This is a genomic window from Xanthomonas sp. NCPPB 3442 (assembly GCF_056725145.1).
Genome location: NZ_CM161514.1, coordinates 640,001 through 658,086, shown reverse-complemented (window position 1 = coordinate 658,086; position 18,086 = coordinate 640,001). Strand labels below are relative to the sequence as shown.

At 62.9% G+C, this 18,086-nt stretch carries 14 protein-coding genes and 2 rRNA genes (1 of these 16 cut by a window edge); 4 read left to right on the top strand and 12 right to left on the bottom strand.

The features are described from left to right. The first annotated feature begins 111 nt into the window (after positions 1–111). On the top strand, positions 112–1,698 hold the full coding sequence (locus tag AC1POX_RS02875) for a thioredoxin family protein (protein WP_218502699.1): 1,587 nt from the start codon (positions 112–114) through the stop codon (positions 1,696–1,698). Positions 1,699–1,944: 246 nt separating this feature from the next. Here the strand turns inward: AC1POX_RS02875 and cyoE are convergent, their stop codons facing one another. Genes cyoE through AC1POX_RS02855 form a run of 4 tightly spaced genes read right to left on the bottom strand, consistent with a single transcriptional unit; the run spans position 1,945 to position 5,343 of the window. Beyond that, positions 1,945–2,841, bottom strand: a complete 897-nt coding sequence (gene cyoE / locus AC1POX_RS02870; protein ID WP_011348837.1) for a heme o synthase — start codon at positions 2,839–2,841, stop codon at positions 1,945–1,947. A 2-nt stretch (positions 2,842–2,843) separates the two neighbouring features. Next, positions 2,844–4,007 (bottom strand): COX15/CtaA family protein, encoded by a 1,164-nt coding sequence (locus tag AC1POX_RS02865; protein ID WP_011348838.1) that lies wholly within the window; start codon positions 4,005–4,007, stop codon positions 2,844–2,846. A gap of 10 nt (positions 4,008–4,017) precedes the next feature. Beyond that, positions 4,018–4,593: a hypothetical protein gene (locus AC1POX_RS02860; RefSeq protein ID WP_011348839.1), complete on the bottom strand. Its 576-nt coding sequence runs from the start codon at positions 4,591–4,593 to the stop codon at positions 4,018–4,020. A gap of 27 nt (positions 4,594–4,620) precedes the next feature. Beyond that, complete coding sequence (locus AC1POX_RS02855; protein WP_136733313.1) at positions 4,621–5,343, bottom strand: SURF1 family protein; 723 nt, start codon at positions 5,341–5,343, stop codon at positions 4,621–4,623. Between the two features lie 60 nt (positions 5,344–5,403). On the opposite strand from AC1POX_RS02855, the gene AC1POX_RS02850 reads away from it, so the two are divergent. Continuing rightward, positions 5,404–5,622 (top strand): twin transmembrane helix small protein, encoded by a 219-nt coding sequence (locus tag AC1POX_RS02850; RefSeq protein WP_003484642.1) that lies wholly within the window; start codon positions 5,404–5,406, stop codon positions 5,620–5,622. A gap of 92 nt (positions 5,623–5,714) precedes the next feature. Here AC1POX_RS02850 and AC1POX_RS02845 read toward each other — a convergent pair whose 3' ends face one another. From AC1POX_RS02845 to AC1POX_RS02820, 6 genes are read right to left on the bottom strand one after another with little or no spacing between them, the layout of a single operon-like run. Beyond that, on the bottom strand, positions 5,715–6,590 hold the full coding sequence (locus AC1POX_RS02845) for a cytochrome c oxidase subunit 3 (protein ID WP_005911522.1): 876 nt from the start codon (positions 6,588–6,590) through the stop codon (positions 5,715–5,717). Between the two features lie 38 nt (positions 6,591–6,628). Further along, positions 6,629–7,225, bottom strand: a complete 597-nt coding sequence (locus AC1POX_RS02840; RefSeq protein ID WP_008577454.1) for a cytochrome c oxidase assembly protein — start codon at positions 7,223–7,225, stop codon at positions 6,629–6,631. Next, positions 7,222–7,395 carry a hypothetical protein gene (locus tag AC1POX_RS02835; protein WP_003484652.1) on the bottom strand — a complete coding sequence of 58 codons (174 nt, stop codon included), beginning with the start codon at positions 7,393–7,395 and terminating at the stop codon, positions 7,222–7,224. The genes AC1POX_RS02840 and AC1POX_RS02835 overlap by 4 nt, the downstream gene beginning before the upstream one ends. Beyond that, entirely contained in the window at positions 7,376–8,980 is a 1,605-nt protein-coding gene (ctaD, locus tag AC1POX_RS02830; protein WP_014091272.1) for a cytochrome c oxidase subunit I, read from the bottom strand. The genes AC1POX_RS02835 and ctaD overlap by 20 nt, the downstream gene beginning before the upstream one ends. A gap of 38 nt (positions 8,981–9,018) precedes the next feature. Next, a complete protein-coding gene (gene coxB, locus AC1POX_RS02825) occupies positions 9,019–9,978 on the bottom strand; it encodes a cytochrome c oxidase subunit II (RefSeq protein ID WP_011348842.1) in 960 nt (319 codons plus the stop codon). Between the two features lie 16 nt (positions 9,979–9,994). Beyond that, positions 9,995–10,471, bottom strand: coding sequence for a DUF2244 domain-containing protein (locus tag AC1POX_RS02820; RefSeq protein WP_017157717.1), 477 nt, complete (start codon positions 10,469–10,471; stop codon positions 9,995–9,997). A 265-nt stretch (positions 10,472–10,736) separates the two neighbouring features. Here AC1POX_RS02820 and putA point away from each other — a divergent pair, with 265 nt between their 5' ends. Both putA and AC1POX_RS02810 read left to right on the top strand, forming a co-directional pair. Beyond that, on the top strand, positions 10,737–13,937 hold the full coding sequence (putA, locus tag AC1POX_RS02815) for a bifunctional proline dehydrogenase/L-glutamate gamma-semialdehyde dehydrogenase PutA (protein ID WP_372356721.1): 3,201 nt from the start codon (positions 10,737–10,739) through the stop codon (positions 13,935–13,937). A 667-nt stretch (positions 13,938–14,604) separates the two neighbouring features. After that, positions 14,605–15,713 (top strand): IS3-like element ISXca2 family transposase gene (locus tag AC1POX_RS02810; protein WP_372356260.1). Its coding sequence is split into 2 segments (ribosomal slippage): positions 14,605–14,857 and positions 14,857–15,713, totalling 1,110 coding nucleotides; the frame shifts between segments, so codons are not numbered across the junction. A gap of 253 nt (positions 15,714–15,966) precedes the next feature. Here the strand turns inward: AC1POX_RS02810 and rrf are convergent. Together rrf and AC1POX_RS02800 are read right to left on the bottom strand one after the other, a co-directional pair. Further along, positions 15,967–16,081, bottom strand: a 5S ribosomal RNA gene (gene rrf, locus AC1POX_RS02805). Positions 16,082–16,208: 127 nt separating this feature from the next. Next, positions 16,209–18,086, bottom strand: a 23S ribosomal RNA gene (locus AC1POX_RS02800); it runs 1,003 nt beyond the window's last position.

Here is an 18,086-nt window from a genome sequence, read left to right as displayed (position 1 = left end):
CACATCCAGGTTGTAAGCAGATGTACAACGGTGATGACGCACGCCCGCCCAGGTCCGCCAGCGGCCGCTAGAGTGCGCGATCGACCTTCTGCCGCCCCACGGTGATTTGCCATGACGCTGTCGCTGCCACGCCCTTCCCCTTCCTTGATCGCGCTGCTGGCCGTGCTGGCTGCGCTGACTGCCTGCGACAAGCCAGCACCGCCTGCGGCGCCCGCACCACCCAAGACGGCGTCCACGCCGGCACCCGTTGCCGGCATCGCCTGGCGCGAGGGCGACGTGGAAGATGCCTTTGCCGAAGCCAAGGACAGCGGCAAGCCGATCCTGTTGTATTGGGGCGCAGCCTGGTGCCCGCCCTGCAATCGCCTCAAGGCCACGCTGTTCAAGGATCCGGCCTTCATCGCGCGCACCCAGCAGTTCGTCGCCGTGCACCTGGACGGCGATTCGGAGGGCGCGCAGGCCTGGGGCGAGCGCTTCGGGGTCAAGGCGTATCCCACCATCATCGTGCTGCGCCCGGACCGCAGCGAAATCACCCGACTGGCCGGCAATGCCGATAACGCGCGCCTGGCCGAGGTGTTGCGGGTTGCGGCCAAGAGCACCAGTACCGCCCAGCAATTGCTCGACAAGGCGCTGCACACACCACAACAGCTCAGCGCGGACGATTGGGCCGTGCTCGGCAACTACGCCTGGGGCACCGACGATACGCTGGTCAAACCCGATGCCGCCGCCGACGTGCTCACCCGGCTCTCCACCTCGGCGCCACAGCCGGCACTGCAACGCAGCTTCGCCCTGGCCGCCATCAGTGCCGCCAGACACCCACCGGCTGCCAGCAGCGCCAACCGCACGCTGTTGGAAGCGGTGTTGGCCGACCCGGCAGAAGTGCGCGCCAATCTCGGCACGCTGAACTATGTGCCGGCACGCCTGGTCACCGCCGCCAGCAACGAGGCCGGCGTGCGCAGCACGCTCTCCAACGCACTGAATCAGGCCTTGGACAAGGTCTACGCCGATCCTTCATTGCCGATTTCCGACCGGCTTGGCACCGCATACGCGCGCATCCAGCTGGCACGCCTGGCACAAGGCCAGCCCACCGAAACCGAAGCCGAAGCCGAAGGCCCGCAACCACCGTTGCCGAAAGACGTGGCGGAGGTGGTACACCAGCGCGTGCAGTGGGCCACCGACACCGCCAAGACCGACGAGGAGCGCCAATCCACCATCAGCATGGCTGCCGCGTTGCTGAGCGAGGTGGGCGATCGCAGCGCGGCAGAGCAATTGCTGCTGGCCGAGTTGTCGCGCAGCAAGACGCCGTACTACTACATGCCCGAATTGGCGGATCTGGCCGAACAACGCGGCGACAAGAAGACCGCCCTGTTGTGGCTCAAACGGGCCTACGACAGCGCGCAAGGTCCCGCCACACGCGTGCAGTGGGGCGTGATGTACGTGGATGGGCTCATCCGGCTCAGCCCCGACGACAGCGCCGGCATCGAGGGCGCCGCCACCCAGGTGATCGGCGAGTTGGCCGGTCAACCGGATGGTTACCGGCAACGGACCCGTCAGCGCTTCGCCACCCTCGGCACCGCATTGAAGACCTGGAGCAAGCAGCATCGCCGCGAAGGCAGCGCAGTGCTGGCGCGTCTGCAACAGAAAATGCAGTCCAGCTGCGACAGCAAAGCTACCAGCGAGTGCGCCAGTTGGCTGAGTTGAGTTGATACAGTGCCGTGTGCCGGCAACGCATGATGATCAGAGCGTGGCAAGCCGCAAACCGCGGCGTCTGCTGACATGGACGCCGCTGGTGACCTCGACGCGGCGCACGCGGCACGCATCCGGCACCTTTCGCCGCACGTTGCAGGCGCTGCAGGCAAGCTACAGGCGTGATCCATCCATCCGCCTGATTGCCACGCAAGTCATCGGGGCAGAGCTACCGCATTGCCGCTCGTCTCGCTTCGGCGACTAGCGCACCCACGGCAGCAGCAGATGGTCGACCATCAGGAAGGCGAACAACGCCATCAGGTACACGATGGAGTACCCGAACATCTTCATCGAAAACAGTTCGTCCGGCGGGTTCAGCATGCGCCACGCGTACCAGAGGAACACCGCATTGAGCACGATCGCACCGCCCAGATAGAACACCCCGCTCATGCCCACCGCCACCGGCGCCAAGGTCACGATCGCCAGCAATACGGTGTACACCAGGATCTGCTTGCGCGTATGCGGCACGCCATGGGTCACCGGCAACATCGGGATCGCGGCCTTGGCGTAATCGGCACGGCGGAAGATCGCCAGCGCCCAGAAATGCGGCGGCGTCCAGATGAAGATGATCAGCACCAGCAGCGAGGCATTGATCCAGTCGGCGCTGGTCGGCAGCCCGGTCACCGCGGCCCAGCCCAGCATCGGCGGGGTGGCGCCGGCCAGGCCGCCAATCACGATGTTCTGCGAGGTCGCACGCTTCAGGTACACGGTGTAAATCACCGCGTACCCGATCAGCGAGGCGAAGGTCAGCACCGCGGTGATGACATTCACCCACACCACCAGAATGGTCATGGAGATCACGATCAGCGCGCCGGCGAACACCAGCACCTGCCAGGGCCGCACCTTGCCCACCACCAGCGGGCGCCATGAGGTGCGCGCCATCTGTGCGTCGATCTTGGCGTCGAGCAGTTGGTTGATCGCTGCCGCCGCTGAAGCCGCCAGCCAGATACCCAGGAAGCCCAGCGCGCCGGTGCGTACCTGCAGCCAGGTCGGCATGTCGGGAATGGCCAGGAACATGCCCACCAACGCGGTGAACACGATCAGTGCCACCACCTTGGGTTTGGTCAGATCCCAATAATCGCGTGCGCTGACAGCCATGCTCACTCCGGCGCGCGCAGCCGCGCCAGCAGCGAGACCAGCACGAACAGCAACGCCACCGCCCCGCCGTTATGCATGACCGAGACCTCCAGCGGCAGCGCCAGCTTCACGTTGAGCATGCCCAGGGTCACCTGCACGGCCACCAGCAGCGCCAATGCGCCGGCCCACACCCGCATGCCCGGCGAGCGCGACAAGCGCCAGGCCAGCCACCATAAGTACAGCGCGGTCGCAATTGCCCATAGCCGGTGCGCCATCTGGATCGCGATACGCGCCGCACCGTCCAGCACGCCGCCTTCGTAATCCACCCCAATGCCGCGCCACAGCGTGAAACCTTCACGGAAATCGTGCGGCGGCCACCACTGGCTGACGCAGCGCGGGAAGTTGTCGGCCGACCAGCTGCCGCCGCCACACGCCAGCGCGGCGTAGTTGGCGCTGACCCAGCCACCAAGCGCGATCTGCAGGCCCAGCACCGCCACGCCCAGGCGCAGCAGCCACTTCAAGCGCGATGCATCGGCCAGGGTGATCGGCAGATGCGTCGCACGCCAGGCCATCCACACCAGCAGCGAGAACATCAGCATGCCGCCCAGCAGGTGCCCCATCACCACGATCGGCTTGAGCAGCAACGTCACCGTCCACATGCCCAGCAACGCCTGGAAGATCACCACCGCCAGCGTCAGCACCGCTGCACGCGCCAGATCGATGTTGCTCCAGCGCAATGCCGCCAGCAGCAGGATGGCCTCGCCGGCGATCGCCACGCCGAAGGCCATGGCGTGCCAGCCGGACATATAGAGCGGGATCGACAACGCCACCAGCACCGCGGCCGACACCACCTGGGCAATGCCCATGCGACGGCGACGCACCGCCAGCAACGACAACACCAGCACTTCCACGCCCAACGCACCGGCCAGGAAACGATGGACCTGTTCGCGCCAGGCCTTGTGCGATTCCAGCGGGCGGATCTTGCTGGCCACGTGCGTATTGGCTTCGTCGCTGGTCTGCGGCCAGGTCACACGGCCGTAGCAGGTGGGCCAGTCCGGGCAGCTCATGCCGGCGTCGGACAACCGCACGAACGACCCGAACAGGATCGTGCTCGCAGTGAACAGTGCGGCCAGCCAGGCCATGCGATGGAAGTGACGGAACAACGCCGGTGGCGCAAACAGGTTCATCGAAACGGGCTCACATCAGTTTCAGCAGCTTGACCAGATCCGACCGCAAGCCAGCCGGGTCGAAACCGGGGGCGTAACGCAGGATCACAAAGCCATTGGGGTCGATCACATACACCGGCACGCCGGCCGCATCGGTGCCGCGCGGCAATGCCTGGCGCAGGCGGGCATCGTCGCGTAGCACGCGCAATGCAGGCATCGGCGGCAGCCCGGCCGGCGGCGGGCCGATCCACAGCACCTCCACCTTGTCGGCGCGGTGCCCGAGCAACTGCCACACCTTGTCCAGTTCCGCGGCCAACGCCACGCACTGCTGCGTGCAATCGGCCGGCGGCGCCACTGCAATGCGCCAGATGCGCTCGCTCGGGGCCCATGCATACGGTTGCCCGTTCGCACGGACCGGCACCAGCGCCCGCAGATCCGCGGGCGGCTTCAGCAGCTCGCCGTGATTGCGCATCGACGCCGGCTGCCATCCGGAGAAGCGCAGCACGCCGGCCAGCAACATCGAGCCGAAGAACAGCACCGCCAGGGCAATCAGCATCCTGCGGCCGCGTTTGACCGAATGCGGCGTGGCCGATGTGGAGGAGGTCATGCCGGCGATTTTCTCATGCCGCAGGCGTCAGTGCCCGCGGTCGCGGCGGCGCGCACGCCATGTCAGCAGCATTGCGGTCGCCAGGACCGCGACGGCCAACCCGAACCATTGCACCGCGTAACCCAAGTGCCGCGCGGGTGGTAGCGTGTTTGGCAGCATGTCCAGATCGCGCGCGTAGCCAACCGGCAGTGCAGGGTCCAGGCGCAGGACCTGCGACGAAATGTCGCGCCTGCCCAGCGTGCTGCGTAAGGCCTGCAGATCCAGTCGCGTGGCCAGCCAGGTCTGCGCCGCAGCCCCCGGCGCCAGCGCCGGTCCGATCGCCAGCCCCGCCGACGGCGGACCGCTCAAGAGCCCCTGCACGGTCTGCACGCCTTTCAGCGCAACGATGCCGGGCAACTGCCGATCGGCCGGTAATGGCAACCAGCCCAGATCCACCAGCACGTCTGTCGATCCACCTTCCGGCGCTGCCAGTTGATACACGCGCACACCGGCACGCCCGTCATGCAGCTGATTGTCCAGCAAGACCAGCTGCGGCAAAAAACGCACTTGCCCGCGTACCCATGCCAACTCATTCTTCGTCGCCAGCGCCGGTGCCAAGGGCAGCGTGGTGTCGCGCACATGTGCGGCACGGTCCAGCAAGGCTTGCTTGCTCTGCATGCGCTGCAACTGCCAATGCCCAAGCGCCGCGAAACCCGCGCTCACCAGCAGCGCCAGACACCAACCGATGACCGCCGTGTGCTTGCGCGTCATGACAAGCGGCGCAAAAAAGCGTGCAATGCCATCACCACGCCGACTGCACCCGGGGCTGTTGTGAACGATTCGCTCAAGACGCTGCTGATTGTCGCCTTCCTGATCGTGATCCTATGGAACCTGGGCGCCGGCCTCTACTACCTACTGACCGACCGCGGTCAGACCAAGCGCACCGTCAACGCCCTGACCTGGCGCATCGGTCTATCGGTGGCATTGATCGCCATCGTGATCCTCGGCATCTACACCGGCTGGATCAAGCCGCATGGGCTTGGCCGCTGAGGAGCCGGGATTGGGGATTCGGCATTGGGGATTCGTAAAAACTAAAGCCTGCCGCTTTACGAATCCCGAATCACCAATCCCGAATCCCCGCCTCAAAGGACATACACGAACAAAAACAGCGCCAGCCACACCACGTCGACGAAGTGCCAGTACCACGCGGCCGCTTCGAAAGCGAAGTGGTTGTCGCGGCTGAAATGCCCCTTCGCCGCGCGCAGCCACATCACCGCCAGCATGATGGTGCCCAGCAGCACATGCATGCCGTGGAAGCCGGTCAGCATGAAGAAGGTCGAACCATAGATGCCCGAGCCCAGGGTGAGATTGAGCTCGGTATAGGCGTGGATATATTCCTCGGCCTGCAGGAACAGGAACACGCAGCCCAGCAGCACGGTCAACCCCAGCCACAACAGCAGCGCGCCGCGGCGCCCTCCCTTGAGCGCGTGGTGGGCGATGGTCAAGGTCACGCCGGAACTGAGCAGGATCAGCGTGTTGATCAGCGGCAGGCCCCAGGCCGGAATGGTCTGGAACTGCCCACCGATGGTGCCCGGGCCATTGGTCGGCCACGCAGCGGAATAACCATTCCACAGCAGCTCGTTGGTCATCACGCCGTCGCCTTCCCCGCCCAGCCAGGGCAGCGTCAGCACACGCGTGTAAAACAGCGCACCGAAGAAAGCGCAGAAAAACATCACCTCGGAGAAGATGAACCACACCATCCCCATGCGGAACGAGCCATCCACCTGGCGGTTGTAATGCCCGGCATTGGATTCGCGGATGACATCGCCAAACCACATGAACAACGTCGCCAGCAGCATCGCCACGCCGGCGAAGAAGGTCCAGCGCCCCCATGCCGCGTCGTTGAGCCAGCTGGCCACGCCGATCATCATCACGAACATCGCAATCGACCCGACAAAGGGCCATTTGCTCTGGCTCGGGACGAAATACGCATCGGCGTTGGGACTGTGATCGGCCATGGCGTTGCTTCCGTGTCGTGGTACGGGTGGATGGAAGGTTACGGCGCAGCGCGTGGCGCGCCAGCTGCGCCTCCGCCCTGCAGTTCGGAGGTCAGCGCGTCGTTGCGATAGAACGTGTAGGACAGGGTGATCGTAGTGACTTCCGGCGGCAGTGCCGGGTCGACGATGAAACGCAGCGGCATGTCGCGCGTTTCGCCGGCCTGCAAGGTCTGCGCGGTAAAGCAGAAGCACTCGGTTTTATTGAAGTAGCCCGACGCACGCGCAGGTGCAACCGAAGGCACCGCACTGCCCACCACCGCACGTGCACCATCGTTGCGCGCGAAATACAGCGCCTCGTTGAGCTCGCCCGGCACCACATCCATCGTCATCTGTTCGGGATGGAAGGTCCACGGCAGTTTGGAATTGACCCCTCCATCGAACTCCACGCGCACCGTGCGCTTGCCGGCGGCAGGCGGCGCGCCCGCGTTTGTGCGATTGCTCCCAGGCGCACGCTCCATGCGGATGCCAAACACTTTCTCGCAGGCGATGCGGTAGAGCGGCACCAGGGAAAACGTCAGCACGAACACGCCCAGCACCACGCCCAGCAGCTTGAACAAGCCGGCTGTGGGTGCGTGTGCGGGCGCGCGTGCACTCACCGCCCGATGACTCCCGAGGCGATGAAGCCCGCATAGATCAGCAACGCGATGATGCCGACCGTGATCGCGGTGCGGCGTACCGCACGGCGCTGCTGCGCCTGCCGTTCCGCAGCAGATAACAGACGCGTCACCGCCGGCTCCGAGGCGGACTCAGTGGCCGATGTCTTCATGTGCAAGATCTCCAGGCTTGATCACCGGCGGCACGGTGAAGGTATGCGCCGGGGCAGGTGACGGCACCGTCCATTCCAGACCCTTGGCACCTTCCCAGGAGCGGGCCTGTGCACGCGCGCCACTGCGCAGCGAGGACAGCAGGATCGCGGCCATCAGGAACGGCGTGACGAACATGCCGAACGCACCGATCGAACTGACCAGGTTCCAGTCGGCGAACACCACGTTGTAGTCGGGAATGCGCCGCGGCATGCCGGCCAAGCCAAGGAAGTGCTGCGGGAAGAACAGCAGGTTGACGAACACCATCGTCCACCAGAAGTGCACCTTGGCCCAGGCCTCGTTGTACATCCGCCCGGTCCACTTGGGCCACCAGTAGTACACCGCCGCGATCAGCGCGAACACCGCACCGGTCACCAGCACGTAGTGGAAGTGCGCCACCACGAAGTAGGTGTCGTGGTACTGGAAGTCCGCCGGCACGATCGCCAGCATCAGGCCGGAGAACCCACCGATGCTGAAGAGGATCACGAACGCCACCGCCCACAACATCGGCGATTCGAAGGTCAGCGAGCCTTTCCACATCGTGCTGACCCAGTTGAACACCTTCACCCCGGTCGGGATGGAGATCAGCATGGTGGCGAACATGAAATAGATTTCGCCGCCCAGCGGCATGCCCACGGTGAACATGTGGTGGGCCCAGACGATAAAGCTCAGGAAGGCGATCGCGGCAATGGCGTAGACCATCGCCTGGTAACCGAACAGCGGCTTGCGGCTGAAGGTCGGGATGATCTCGCTGACCACGCCGAACGCCGGCAGGATCATGATGTACACCTCCGGGTGCCCGAAGAACCAGAAGATGTGCTGGTACATCACCGGGTCGCCGCCGCCGGCCGCGTTGAAGAAGCTGGTACCGAAGAACTTGTCGGTCAGCAGCATGGTCACCGCGCCGGCCAGCACCGGCATCACCGCGATCAGCAGGAACGCGGTGATCAGCCAGGCCCAGCAGAAGATCGGCATCTTGAGCAGATCGATGCCCGGCGCGCGCATGTTCAGCACGGTGGCGATGATGTTGATCGCGCCCATGATCGAGCTGACGCCGGCCACATGGATCGCAAATACGCTGAAGGCGACGTTGTAGCCGCCCTGCAGCGACAGCGGCGGGTACAGCGTCCAGCCGCCTGCTGGCGCGCCGCCCGGCAGGAACAGCGTCAGCAGCAGCAGGGTAAAGGCGACCGGCAACAACCAGAACGACCAGTTGTTCATGCGCGGCAACGCCATGTCCGGCGCACCGATCTGCAACGGAATCATCCAGTTGGCCAGGCCGACGAAAGCCGGCATCACGCCGCCGAAGATCATCACCAGTGCATGCACGGTGGTCATCTGGTTGAAGAACTCCGGTTTGACGAACTGCAAGCCGGGCTGCATCAATTCGGCGCGAATCACCACGCTCATCGCCGCGCCGATGATGAACATCACGAAGGAAAACAGCAGATACAACGTGCCGATATCCTTGTGATTGGTCGAAAAGAACCAGCGCTCGACGAAACCGGGCTGGTGGTGTCCGTGGTGATCGACTGCGGTATGCGCCATGACGGAACGACCTCTGCGAAGCGAGCGATTGCGGGCGATTAAAGAGCGGCGGTCGGTGTTGCGGCCTGGGCCGGTGTCGCCGCAGGCGCGGCGTCACCTTGCGGAGCGGCCGGTGCACTGGTCGGCGTCGGTGCGGCCGCTGGCGCCGCTCCCGGAGCAGTGCCTGACGCGCTACGACGCGACGCCAGCCAGCGCTGGAAGTCAGCCTTGGGCAGCGCCTCCACCACGATCGGCATGAAGCCATGATCCTTGCCGCACAACTCGGCGCACTGCCCGCGATACACGCCCGGTTGCTCGATGTTGGTCCAGGCTTCGTTGACGATGCCGGGAATGGCATCTTGCTTCCATCCCAGCGCCGGCACCCACCAGGCGTGGATCACATCGTCGGCGGTAATCACGAAGCGGATCTTGGTGTTGACCGGCAGCACCAGGCGGTTATCGACATCCAGCAGATAGTGCGGCTGCGAGGCCGCGGTGGGGCGCTCGCCGCTTTGGCGGATACGATCGGATTCGCGTGCCAGGCGGCTGGTGAATTCCACGCCCTGGCCCAGATATTCGTACTTCCACATCCACTGATAGCCGGTCACCTTGACCGTCATTTCCGATTCGCGGGTGTCGTACATCGCGATCAGTTTTGCCGTCGCCGGCCACGCCATCGCAATCAGCACCAGGACCGGAATCACCGTCCACAGCACTTCCGCGGTGGTGTTGTGACTGAATTGTGCGGCCACCGCGCCCTTGGACTTGCGGAACTTGAACATCGCATAGCCCATCGCCGAGAACACCAGCGCGCCAATCACCACGCACACCCACAGCGCCACCATGTGCGCCTCGTAAGCCATCCGCGCGGTCTGGGTCACCCCGCGCCCCATGTTGAGCTGCCATTCCTTGGGATCGGCCGATTGCGCCCAGGCCACCGGCGCGCTCAGCAGCGCCGCCATCGCCAGGCCCACGTGTGTGCAGGTGTTGATCGACTTCCAGCTGCTGCGTTGCGTCATTGCCTAGACCCTTACGTCATCGGTGACGGCCATTGGCGGCCGCGAGCAAGCGTTTGAGCGTTGTTGCCAGTTCCACACGTTCGGCCGGCCCGAGAAAACTTCCGATCTCGATCTGCTTGCCGCTGCTGACCAGCAACACCCTGTCATCGCGTTCTATGCAAAGCCGCACCCAGTGCGGATGTGCCTGAAACGCTGGTGGCGCATGCCCGGACGGAAACACCTCGACAACGGCTTCCCCCACCCGGATCGCTTCTTCGCGCTCGCCACTTCGCCACAACTGCCGTAGCGCCAGCGCCACCACACCACTGTGCACCAGGGCAAAGACCGGCGCGAACGCATTGCCGGTCCACCACCCCAGGCCTGCAAATAACCACATCGTTCCCGCCAGCACTGCGAACAGCTGCACGAATTGCCTGGCCGACAGTGCCCGCGGAGGCCGCAACCGCAGCTGCGTCCCAACCCCTTCGGACATCAACGGCAGCACTTCGATCATAAACGGCACGCAGCGCACTGCGGGAATAGCCCGATGGTAGACCCGCGCCAACGCATGCGGCAAGCATTTCCGGCGATCAAGAATTTGCTGCAGTGCAGCTAAAAGTGCGCACAAATCAATCACTTCCGCGTTGTTCGCCAATGGCCGTGCCGTCACTCTGCGCGATGGCGGCATGCACAAAACGGCGGGAAAGCCGCCGCTTCCACACAAGTGCGCAAGCCGTCTGGCTCACTAGAATGAGCACGGAATCCAAGGCACCTTTCGCATGAACGCACAGCTCGACCCGCTTGCCTCCACCTCAGTTGCGCGCCCGCTGTTGGCGCCCGAACTGCCCGCCGCACCTGGCGCATTGCGTGCCGCCATCACCGCGGCCTGGCTCAAGGACGAAGCCGAACACGTGCGCGAATTGCTCGACCAGGCACGCCTGCCCGCCGCTGAGCAAGCCAAGGTGCAGGCGGTCGCGGCCGACCTGGTTACCCGTGTGCGGGCACGCGCGCAGGACCAGGGCGCCATCGAAGCCTTCATGCGCCAATACGACCTGGGCAGCGAAGAAGGCGTGCTGCTGATGTGCGTGGCCGAGGCACTGCTGCGCATTCCCGACCAGGACACCGCCGACAAGCTGATCCGCGACAAGCTCGGCGATGCGGATTGGAAGAAGCATATGGGCGGCAGCGATTCGGTGCTGGTCAACGCCTCCACCTGGGGCCTGATGCTGACCGGCCAGCTAGTGCAGCTCAACGACCTCACCCGCGCCGATGTGCCGGGCGCCTTCAAACGCCTGATCGGCCGCGTCGGCGAGCCGGTGATTCGCCTGGCCGTGCGCCAGGCCATGAAGATCATGGGCCATCAGTTCGTCATGGGCCGCACCATCGGCGAAGCGCTGTCGCGTTCGCGCAAGGGCGACAACGCCAACTACCGTTATTCGTTCGACATGCTGGGCGAAGGCGCGCTCACCATGAAGGATGCGCAGCGCTATCTGCAGGCGTATCGGGATGCGATTCATGCGATCGGCCGCAGCGGCAACTTCGTCGGTACCGATGTATTTGCCGCGCCCAGCATCTCGATCAAGTTGTCGGCGCTGTATCCGCGCTACGAACATGCCAAGCGTGCGCGAGTGATGGCCGAGCTAGTTCCGGGCGTACTGGAGTTGGCGCAGCTAGCCAAGTCCTATGGCATCGGCTACACCGTCGACGCCGAGGAAGCCGACCGGCTGGAACTGTCGCTAGACATCATCGAGGCCACCTTCTCCGACTCGTCATTGGATGGCTGGGAAGGCTATGGCCTGGCCGTGCAGGCCTATCAAAAACGCACGCCGTACACGATCGATTTTCTTGCCGATCTGGCGCGCCGTGTCGGGCGACGCATTCCGGTGCGCCTGGTCAAAGGCGCGTACTGGGACGCAGAGATCAAGCGCGCGCAGATCGAAGGGCATCCCGGCTACCCGGTGTTTACGCGTAAGCAGAACACCGACGTGTCGTACCTGGCATGCGCACGTCGCATGTTCGCGCACAGCGACGCGCTCTACCCGATGTTCGCCACGCACAACGCGCAGACCATTGCGGCGGTACGTGCGATTGCGGCAGGCAAGACCTACGAGCACCAGAAACTGCACGGCATGGGCGACGACCTGTATGCCGAGGTGATTCCTGCCGATCGTCTCGATCTGCCGTGCCGCGTCTATGCACCGGTCGGCTCGCACGAAGATCTGCTGCCGTATCTGGTACGTCGCCTGCTCGAAAACGGCGCCAATTCCAGCTTCGTCAATCGCATCACCGACGAGGATGTCGCCATCGAGGACCTCATCCGCGACCCGGTCGAGGCAGTGACGTCATTTACTTCCATCCCGCATCCCAAGATTCCGCTGCCAGCCGATTTGCTGCGTAGCCAGAACCAGAACAGGAAAAACTCCATGGGCGCCAATCTCGCCAACGACAACGATCTGCGCCAGCTGGCCGAGCAACTCAACGCCGCGATCAAGCCGTGGAAGGCCACGCCCCTGGTACCCGGTGCGCTGATCAGCACGCCCGGCCAGGCGGTGTTGAATCCGGCAGATCGCCGCGAGACGGTTGGACAGTGGCACCCGGCCGATCCGGATACCGTCCAGAAGTCGCTGGCCAGCGCTGCGGCCGCGCAACCGGCCTGGAACCGCACGCCTGCAGCGAGCCGCGCCACCATCCTGGAACATGCAGCCGATCTGCTCGAAACGCGCATGCCCGACTTCATGGCGATCTGCGTCAAGGAAGCCGGCAAGACGCTGCCCGACGCAGTGGCCGAAGTCCGCGAGGCCGTCGATTTCCTGCGCTACTACGCCGGCCAGGCGCGTGCGCAGTTCGGTGCGCCGGAGCGTCTGCCCGGACCGACCGGCGAATCCAACGAGCTGCAGCTGCACGGGCGCGGCGTCTTTGTCTGCATCAGCCCATGGAACTTCCCGTTGGCGATCTTCCTCGGTCAGGTCGCCGCAGCGCTGGCGGCCGGCAATACGGTCATCGCCAAGCCGGCCGAGCAGACCAACCTGATCGGCTTTGCAGCGGTCAAGCTGCTGCATGAGGCCGGCGTACCGGAAGCGGTCGTGCAGTTCCTGCCAGGCGATGGCGCTACCGTTGGCGCTGCGCTGACCAACGACCCGCGCGTTGCCGGCGTAGCCTTCACCGGCTCTACCGAAACCGCACGCATCATCAACCGCACCCTGGCCGCACGCGACGCTGCCATCGGCGTCTTGATCGCCGAAACCGGCGGCCAGAACGCCTTCATCGCCGACTCGTCCTCGTTGCCCGAAGCAGTGGTCAAAGACGCCATTTCCAGTGCCTTCATCTCGGCCGGGCAGCGCTGCTCCGCGGCGCGCGTCCTGTTCGTCCAGGACGACATCGCCGACAAGGTCATGACGATGCTGGCCGGCGCGATGGGCGAGTTGAAGATCGGCGATCCGGGCCTGCTCTCGACCGACGTTGGCCCCGTCATCGATGCTGATGCACTCAGGATTCTCGACGATCATGCGGCACGCATGGATCGCCAAGCGCGTCTGATCGGCAGCACCACCTTGGACGCCAGCACCGCGCATGGCAGCTTTTTCGCTCCACGCGCCTATGAGCTGACATCGCTGTCCCAGCTGCAGCGCGAGATTTTCGGGCCGGTGCTGCACGTGATTCGCTGGAAGGCCGACCAGCTCGATGCCGTCATCGAGCAGATCAACGCGACCGGTTACGGCCTCACGTTGGGTGTCCACTCGCGTATCGATGAGACGATCGACCGCATCACCTCGCGCGTGGCGGTAGGCAACGTCTACGTCAATCGCAACCAGATCGGCGCCGTGGTCGGCGTACAACCGTTCGGCGGGCAGGGCCTGTCCGGCACCGGTCCCAAGGCGGGCGGCCCGCATTACCTGCTGCGCTTCGCAACCGAGAAGGTCGTCACCGTCAACACCACCGCGGCAGGCGGCAACGCCTCGCTATTGACGTTGGGTGACTGATGCCGGCCAGCAGATAGCGGCGTCCGCCCGCTGGTCGGTCCGTCATGACCCGATTGCAGCCAGATGTACCGACTGTACCAACAAAAAAACCCCGCTCAGGCGGGGTTTTTTTGTTGGTTGGGCGCAACGTTTCAAGCCGTCAGTCGTGGTGAGTATCCCAACGACATAAATCATCGCCCCCAACCTGGCGACAACGGCGCGCCTTCGCGGTGCGCTTCGCCGGCTGTTCGAGTCGACGGCTTCGGGCGTGCGCCCCGCGATACACATCGCTGGCTTCGAACCGAGATTTATCGAACGCCTTCACCGCGCCTGGCGCTGCCACTGGTCTTGCATTTGGTCTCAACAGAGATGTGTGAAACATCCGCCTTGCGTCTTGTCTCACCAAGGATGTGGGACCCATCACTGATGCCGTGATCGACCCGCTCCAGGCCGTTCTTTGTATCGAGGATATGCGCACTAGGACGTCGGCCGAGCGAGGCTGTCATGGGCGATGTCTGTTATCGGCTTCAGCCACTACCGCACCCGTGCATCTGGCATTGGCCAGGCAGGTTTTTGGCCAACAGATGGATCGCGCCCTTTTCTCCAAGAGATGGTGTCGACTCCCCGTAAACTTGATCCAGCCATAACTAGAGGTCTCCGGGCACACTAGCCATCAAGGAGACCACCAATGCGCAAGAGCAAGTTCACCGATAGCCAGATCGTCGCCACGCTGAAGCAGGTCGAGGGTGGCCGCCAAGTCAAGGATGTGTGTCGTGAGCTAGGGATTTCCGATGCGACGTACTACGTCTGGAAATCCAAGTACGGCGGCATGGAGGCCGCTGATGTGCAGCGCCTTCGCGACCTGGAGACCGAGCACAACAAGCTCAAACGCATGTACGCCGAGCTGGCGATGGAAAACCATGCATTGAAGGATGTCATCGCAAAAAAACTGTAGACCCGGCGCACAAGCGCCCGCTTCTGGCCTGGCTCATCGAGCAGCATGGCTGGAGCGAGCGCCGGGCCTGTTCGGTGGTTGGCGTGGCGCGCTCGACGATGCGCTATCAGCGTCGTCCCGATCGGGATGATGAGGTTATCGCGCTGTTGTCCGAGTTGGCCGAGCGTTTTCCTGAGCGTGGATTTGGAAAACTTTTTCAAATCATCCGCCGTCGCGGACATGTGTGGAACCACAAGAGGGTCTGGCGCGTGTATTGCCTGATGAAGCTCAATCAACGTCGTCGCAGCAGGCGCCGGGTACCGACGCGTCATCCACAGCCGCTGGCCTGCGGTGATCGCCCCAATGCTGGATGGTCGATCGACTTCATGTCCGATGCGTTATGGGACGGTCGGCGTTTTCGCACGTTCAATGTCATCGACGATTTCAGTCTGGAAGCCTTGGCGATCGAAGTGGACCTGAATCTTCCGGCCGCCCGCGTCATCCGCACGTTGGAACGCATCGCAGCTTGGCGCGGCTATCCGAACAAGCTACGTTTGGACAACGGGCCGGAATTTGTCGCGCTGGCCTTGTCCGAGTGGGCCGAGCGTAAGGGCATCGCCTTGGACTTCATTGAACCGGGGCGTCCGATGCAGAACGGTTTTATCGAACGCTTCAACGGCAGCTACAGGCGCGGCGTGCTGGACATGCATCTCGTCCGCACGCTGAGCGAGGTCCGCGAACAGACCGAACACTGGCTTGCCGACTACAACCAACAGATCCCGCACGACAGCCTGGGCGGACTAACGCCCGCTGAGTTCCGTGATCAACATCAACCGCAGACCTCTAGTTTTAGCTGGCATTGAATTGCGGGGAGTCGACAATGGGCGCGTGGCGTGTGTGGCGAGGCTTGGTGCCAGCGTCCTGACGGGCTACCGGCCCCGGCGGTACTGTACGTACGGCATGACATCGGTGCCGGTCGGCAAGCGGCGCAGATGCGCCAGCGCCTTGCGTGGTAACGCGTGGGGGATGCGAGGCGCGTTTGCGCGCGGCGCTATGCAGCGCTCGCGCAAAAAAGAAACCCTCAGTCCGTTTGGACTGAGGGTTTCGGGGTAAAGCCCCTGGCGATGACCTACTCTCGCATGGCTTGAGCCACACTACCATCGGCGCAGCTGCGTTTCACTTCCGAGTTCGGGATGGGATCGGGTGGTTCCACAGCGCTAATTTCACCAGGGAGACGGTTGGAGCGTCGCCATCCAAGAAACGGATTAAGGCGCCCAGTCTCGCAGAGTTAACTTGTGACGTAGCTTGCATTTGATGATCTACCAACGTTCGTTGGGACCAAGGCAACTTGAGGTTATATGGTCAAGCCGCACGGATCATTAGTATCAGTTAGCTCAATACATTGCTGTACTTACACACCTGACCTATCAACCACGTAGTCTACATGGTTCCTTTAGGGGACTTGTGCCCCGGGAAGTCTCATCTTGAGGCGCGCTTCCCGCTTAGATGCTTTCAGCGGTTATCGCTTCCGAACATAGCTACCCGGCAATGCCACTGGCGTGACAACCGGAACACCAGAGGTTCGTCCACTCCGGTCCTCTCGTACTAGGAGCAGCCCCTCTCAAACTTCCAACGCCCATGGCAGATAGGGACCGAACTGTCTCACGACGTTCTGAACCCAGCTCGCGTACCACTTTAAATGGCGAACAGCCATACCCTTGGGACCGACTACAGCCCCAGGATGTGATGAGCCGACATCGAGGTGCCAAACACCGCCGTCGATATGAACTCTTGGGCGGTATCAGCCTGTTATCCCCGGAGTACCTTTTATCCGTTGAGCGATGGCCCTTCCATACAGAACCACCGGATCACTAAGACCTACTTTCGTACCTGCTTGATCCGTCGATCTTGCAGTCAAGCACGCTTATGCCTTTGCACACAGTGCGCGATGTCCGACCGCGCTGAGCGTACCTTCGTGCTCCTCCGTTACTCTTTAGGAGGAGACCGCCCCAGTCAAACTACCCACCATACACGGTCCCTGATCCGGATAACGGACCTAGGTTAGAACGTCAAGCACGACAGGGTGGTATTTCAAGGATGGCTCCACTGCAGCTAGCGCCACAGTTTCATAGCCTCCCACCTATCCTACACAGACGAACTCAACGTTCAGTGTAAAGCTATAGTAAAGGTTCACGGGGTCTTTCCGTCTTGCCACGGGAACGCTGCATCTTCACAGCGATTTCAATTTCACTGAGTCTCGGGTGGAGACAGCGCCGCTGTCGTTACGCCATTCGTGCAGGTCGGAACTTACCCGACAAGGAATTTCGCTACCTTAGGACCGTTATAGTTACGGCCGCCGTTTACTGGGGCTTCGATCAAGAGCTTCGCCTTGCGGCTGACCCCATCAATTAACCTTCCAGCACCGGGCAGGCGTCACACCCTATACGTCCACTTTCGTGTTTGCAGAGTGCTGTGTTTTTGATAAACAGTCGCAGCGGCCTGGTTTCTGCGACCCTCTTCAGCTATAGCTCGCACGAGCCACCAAAAAGGGTGCACCTTCTCCCGAAGTTACGGTGCCATGTTGCCTAGTTCCTTCACCCGAGTTCTCTCAAGCGCCTGAGAATTCTCATCCTACCCACCTGTGTCGGTTTACGGTACGGTCTTCGTGAGCTGAAGCTTAGGAGCTTTTCCTGGAAGCGTGGTATCAGTGACTTCGCCATAAAGGCTCGTCTCGGTGCTCGGTCTTAAAGGATCCCGGATTTGCCAAAGATCCAAACCTACCGCCTTTCCCCGGGACAACCAACGCCCGGTACACCTAACCTTCTCCGTCCCTCCATCGCACTCACGCGAGGTGCAGGAATATTAACCTGCTTCCCATCGACTACGGCTTTCGCCCTCGCCTTAGGGACCGACTAACCCTGCGTCGATTAACGTTGCGCAAGGAAACCTTGGGCTTTCGGCGTGCGGGCTTTTCACCCGCATTATCGTTACTCATGTCAGCATTCGCACTTCCGATACCTCCAGCAGACTTCTCAATCCACCTTCGCAGGCTTACGGAACGCTCCTCTACCGCGCATAAAACAAGTTTTATGCACCCCAAGCTTCGGTTCACTGCTTAGCCCCGTTAAATCTTCCGCGCAGACCGACTCGACCAGTGAGCTATTACGCTTTCTTTAAAGGGTGGCTGCTTCTAAGCCAACCTCCTGGCTGTCTATGCCTTTCCACATCGTTTTCCA

Excerpts from the sequence above, each read along its gene's own strand:
- AC1POX_RS02865 (WP_011348838.1), bottom strand. The coding sequence starts at position 4,007 with ATGAACCTGTTTGCGCCACCGGCGTTGTTCCGTCACTTCCATCGCATG.
- AC1POX_RS02845 (WP_005911522.1), bottom strand. The coding sequence starts at position 6,590 with ATGGCCGATCACAGTCCCAACGCCGATGCGTATTTCGTCCCGAGCCAG.
- AC1POX_RS02835 (WP_003484652.1), bottom strand. The coding sequence starts at position 7,395 with ATGAAGACATCGGCCACTGAGTCCGCCTCGGAGCCGGCGGTGACGCGT.
- coxB (WP_011348842.1), bottom strand. The coding sequence starts at position 9,978 with ATGACGCAACGCAGCAGCTGGAAGTCGATCAACACCTGCACACACGTG.
- AC1POX_RS02860 (WP_011348839.1), bottom strand. The coding sequence starts at position 4,593 with ATGACCTCCTCCACATCGGCCACGCCGCATTCGGTCAAACGCGGCCGC.
- ctaD (WP_014091272.1), bottom strand. The coding sequence starts at position 8,980 with ATGGCGCATACCGCAGTCGATCACCACGGACACCACCAGCCCGGTTTC.
- AC1POX_RS02875 (WP_218502699.1), top strand. The coding sequence starts at position 112 with ATGACGCTGTCGCTGCCACGCCCTTCCCCTTCCTTGATCGCGCTGCTG.
- cyoE (WP_011348837.1), bottom strand. The coding sequence starts at position 2,841 with ATGGCTGTCAGCGCACGCGATTATTGGGATCTGACCAAACCCAAGGTG.
- AC1POX_RS02820 (WP_017157717.1), bottom strand. The coding sequence starts at position 10,471 with ATGATCGAAGTGCTGCCGTTGATGTCCGAAGGGGTTGGGACGCAGCTG.
- putA (WP_372356721.1), top strand. The coding sequence starts at position 10,737 with ATGAACGCACAGCTCGACCCGCTTGCCTCCACCTCAGTTGCGCGCCCG.
- AC1POX_RS02855 (WP_136733313.1), bottom strand. The coding sequence starts at position 5,343 with ATGACGCGCAAGCACACGGCGGTCATCGGTTGGTGTCTGGCGCTGCTG.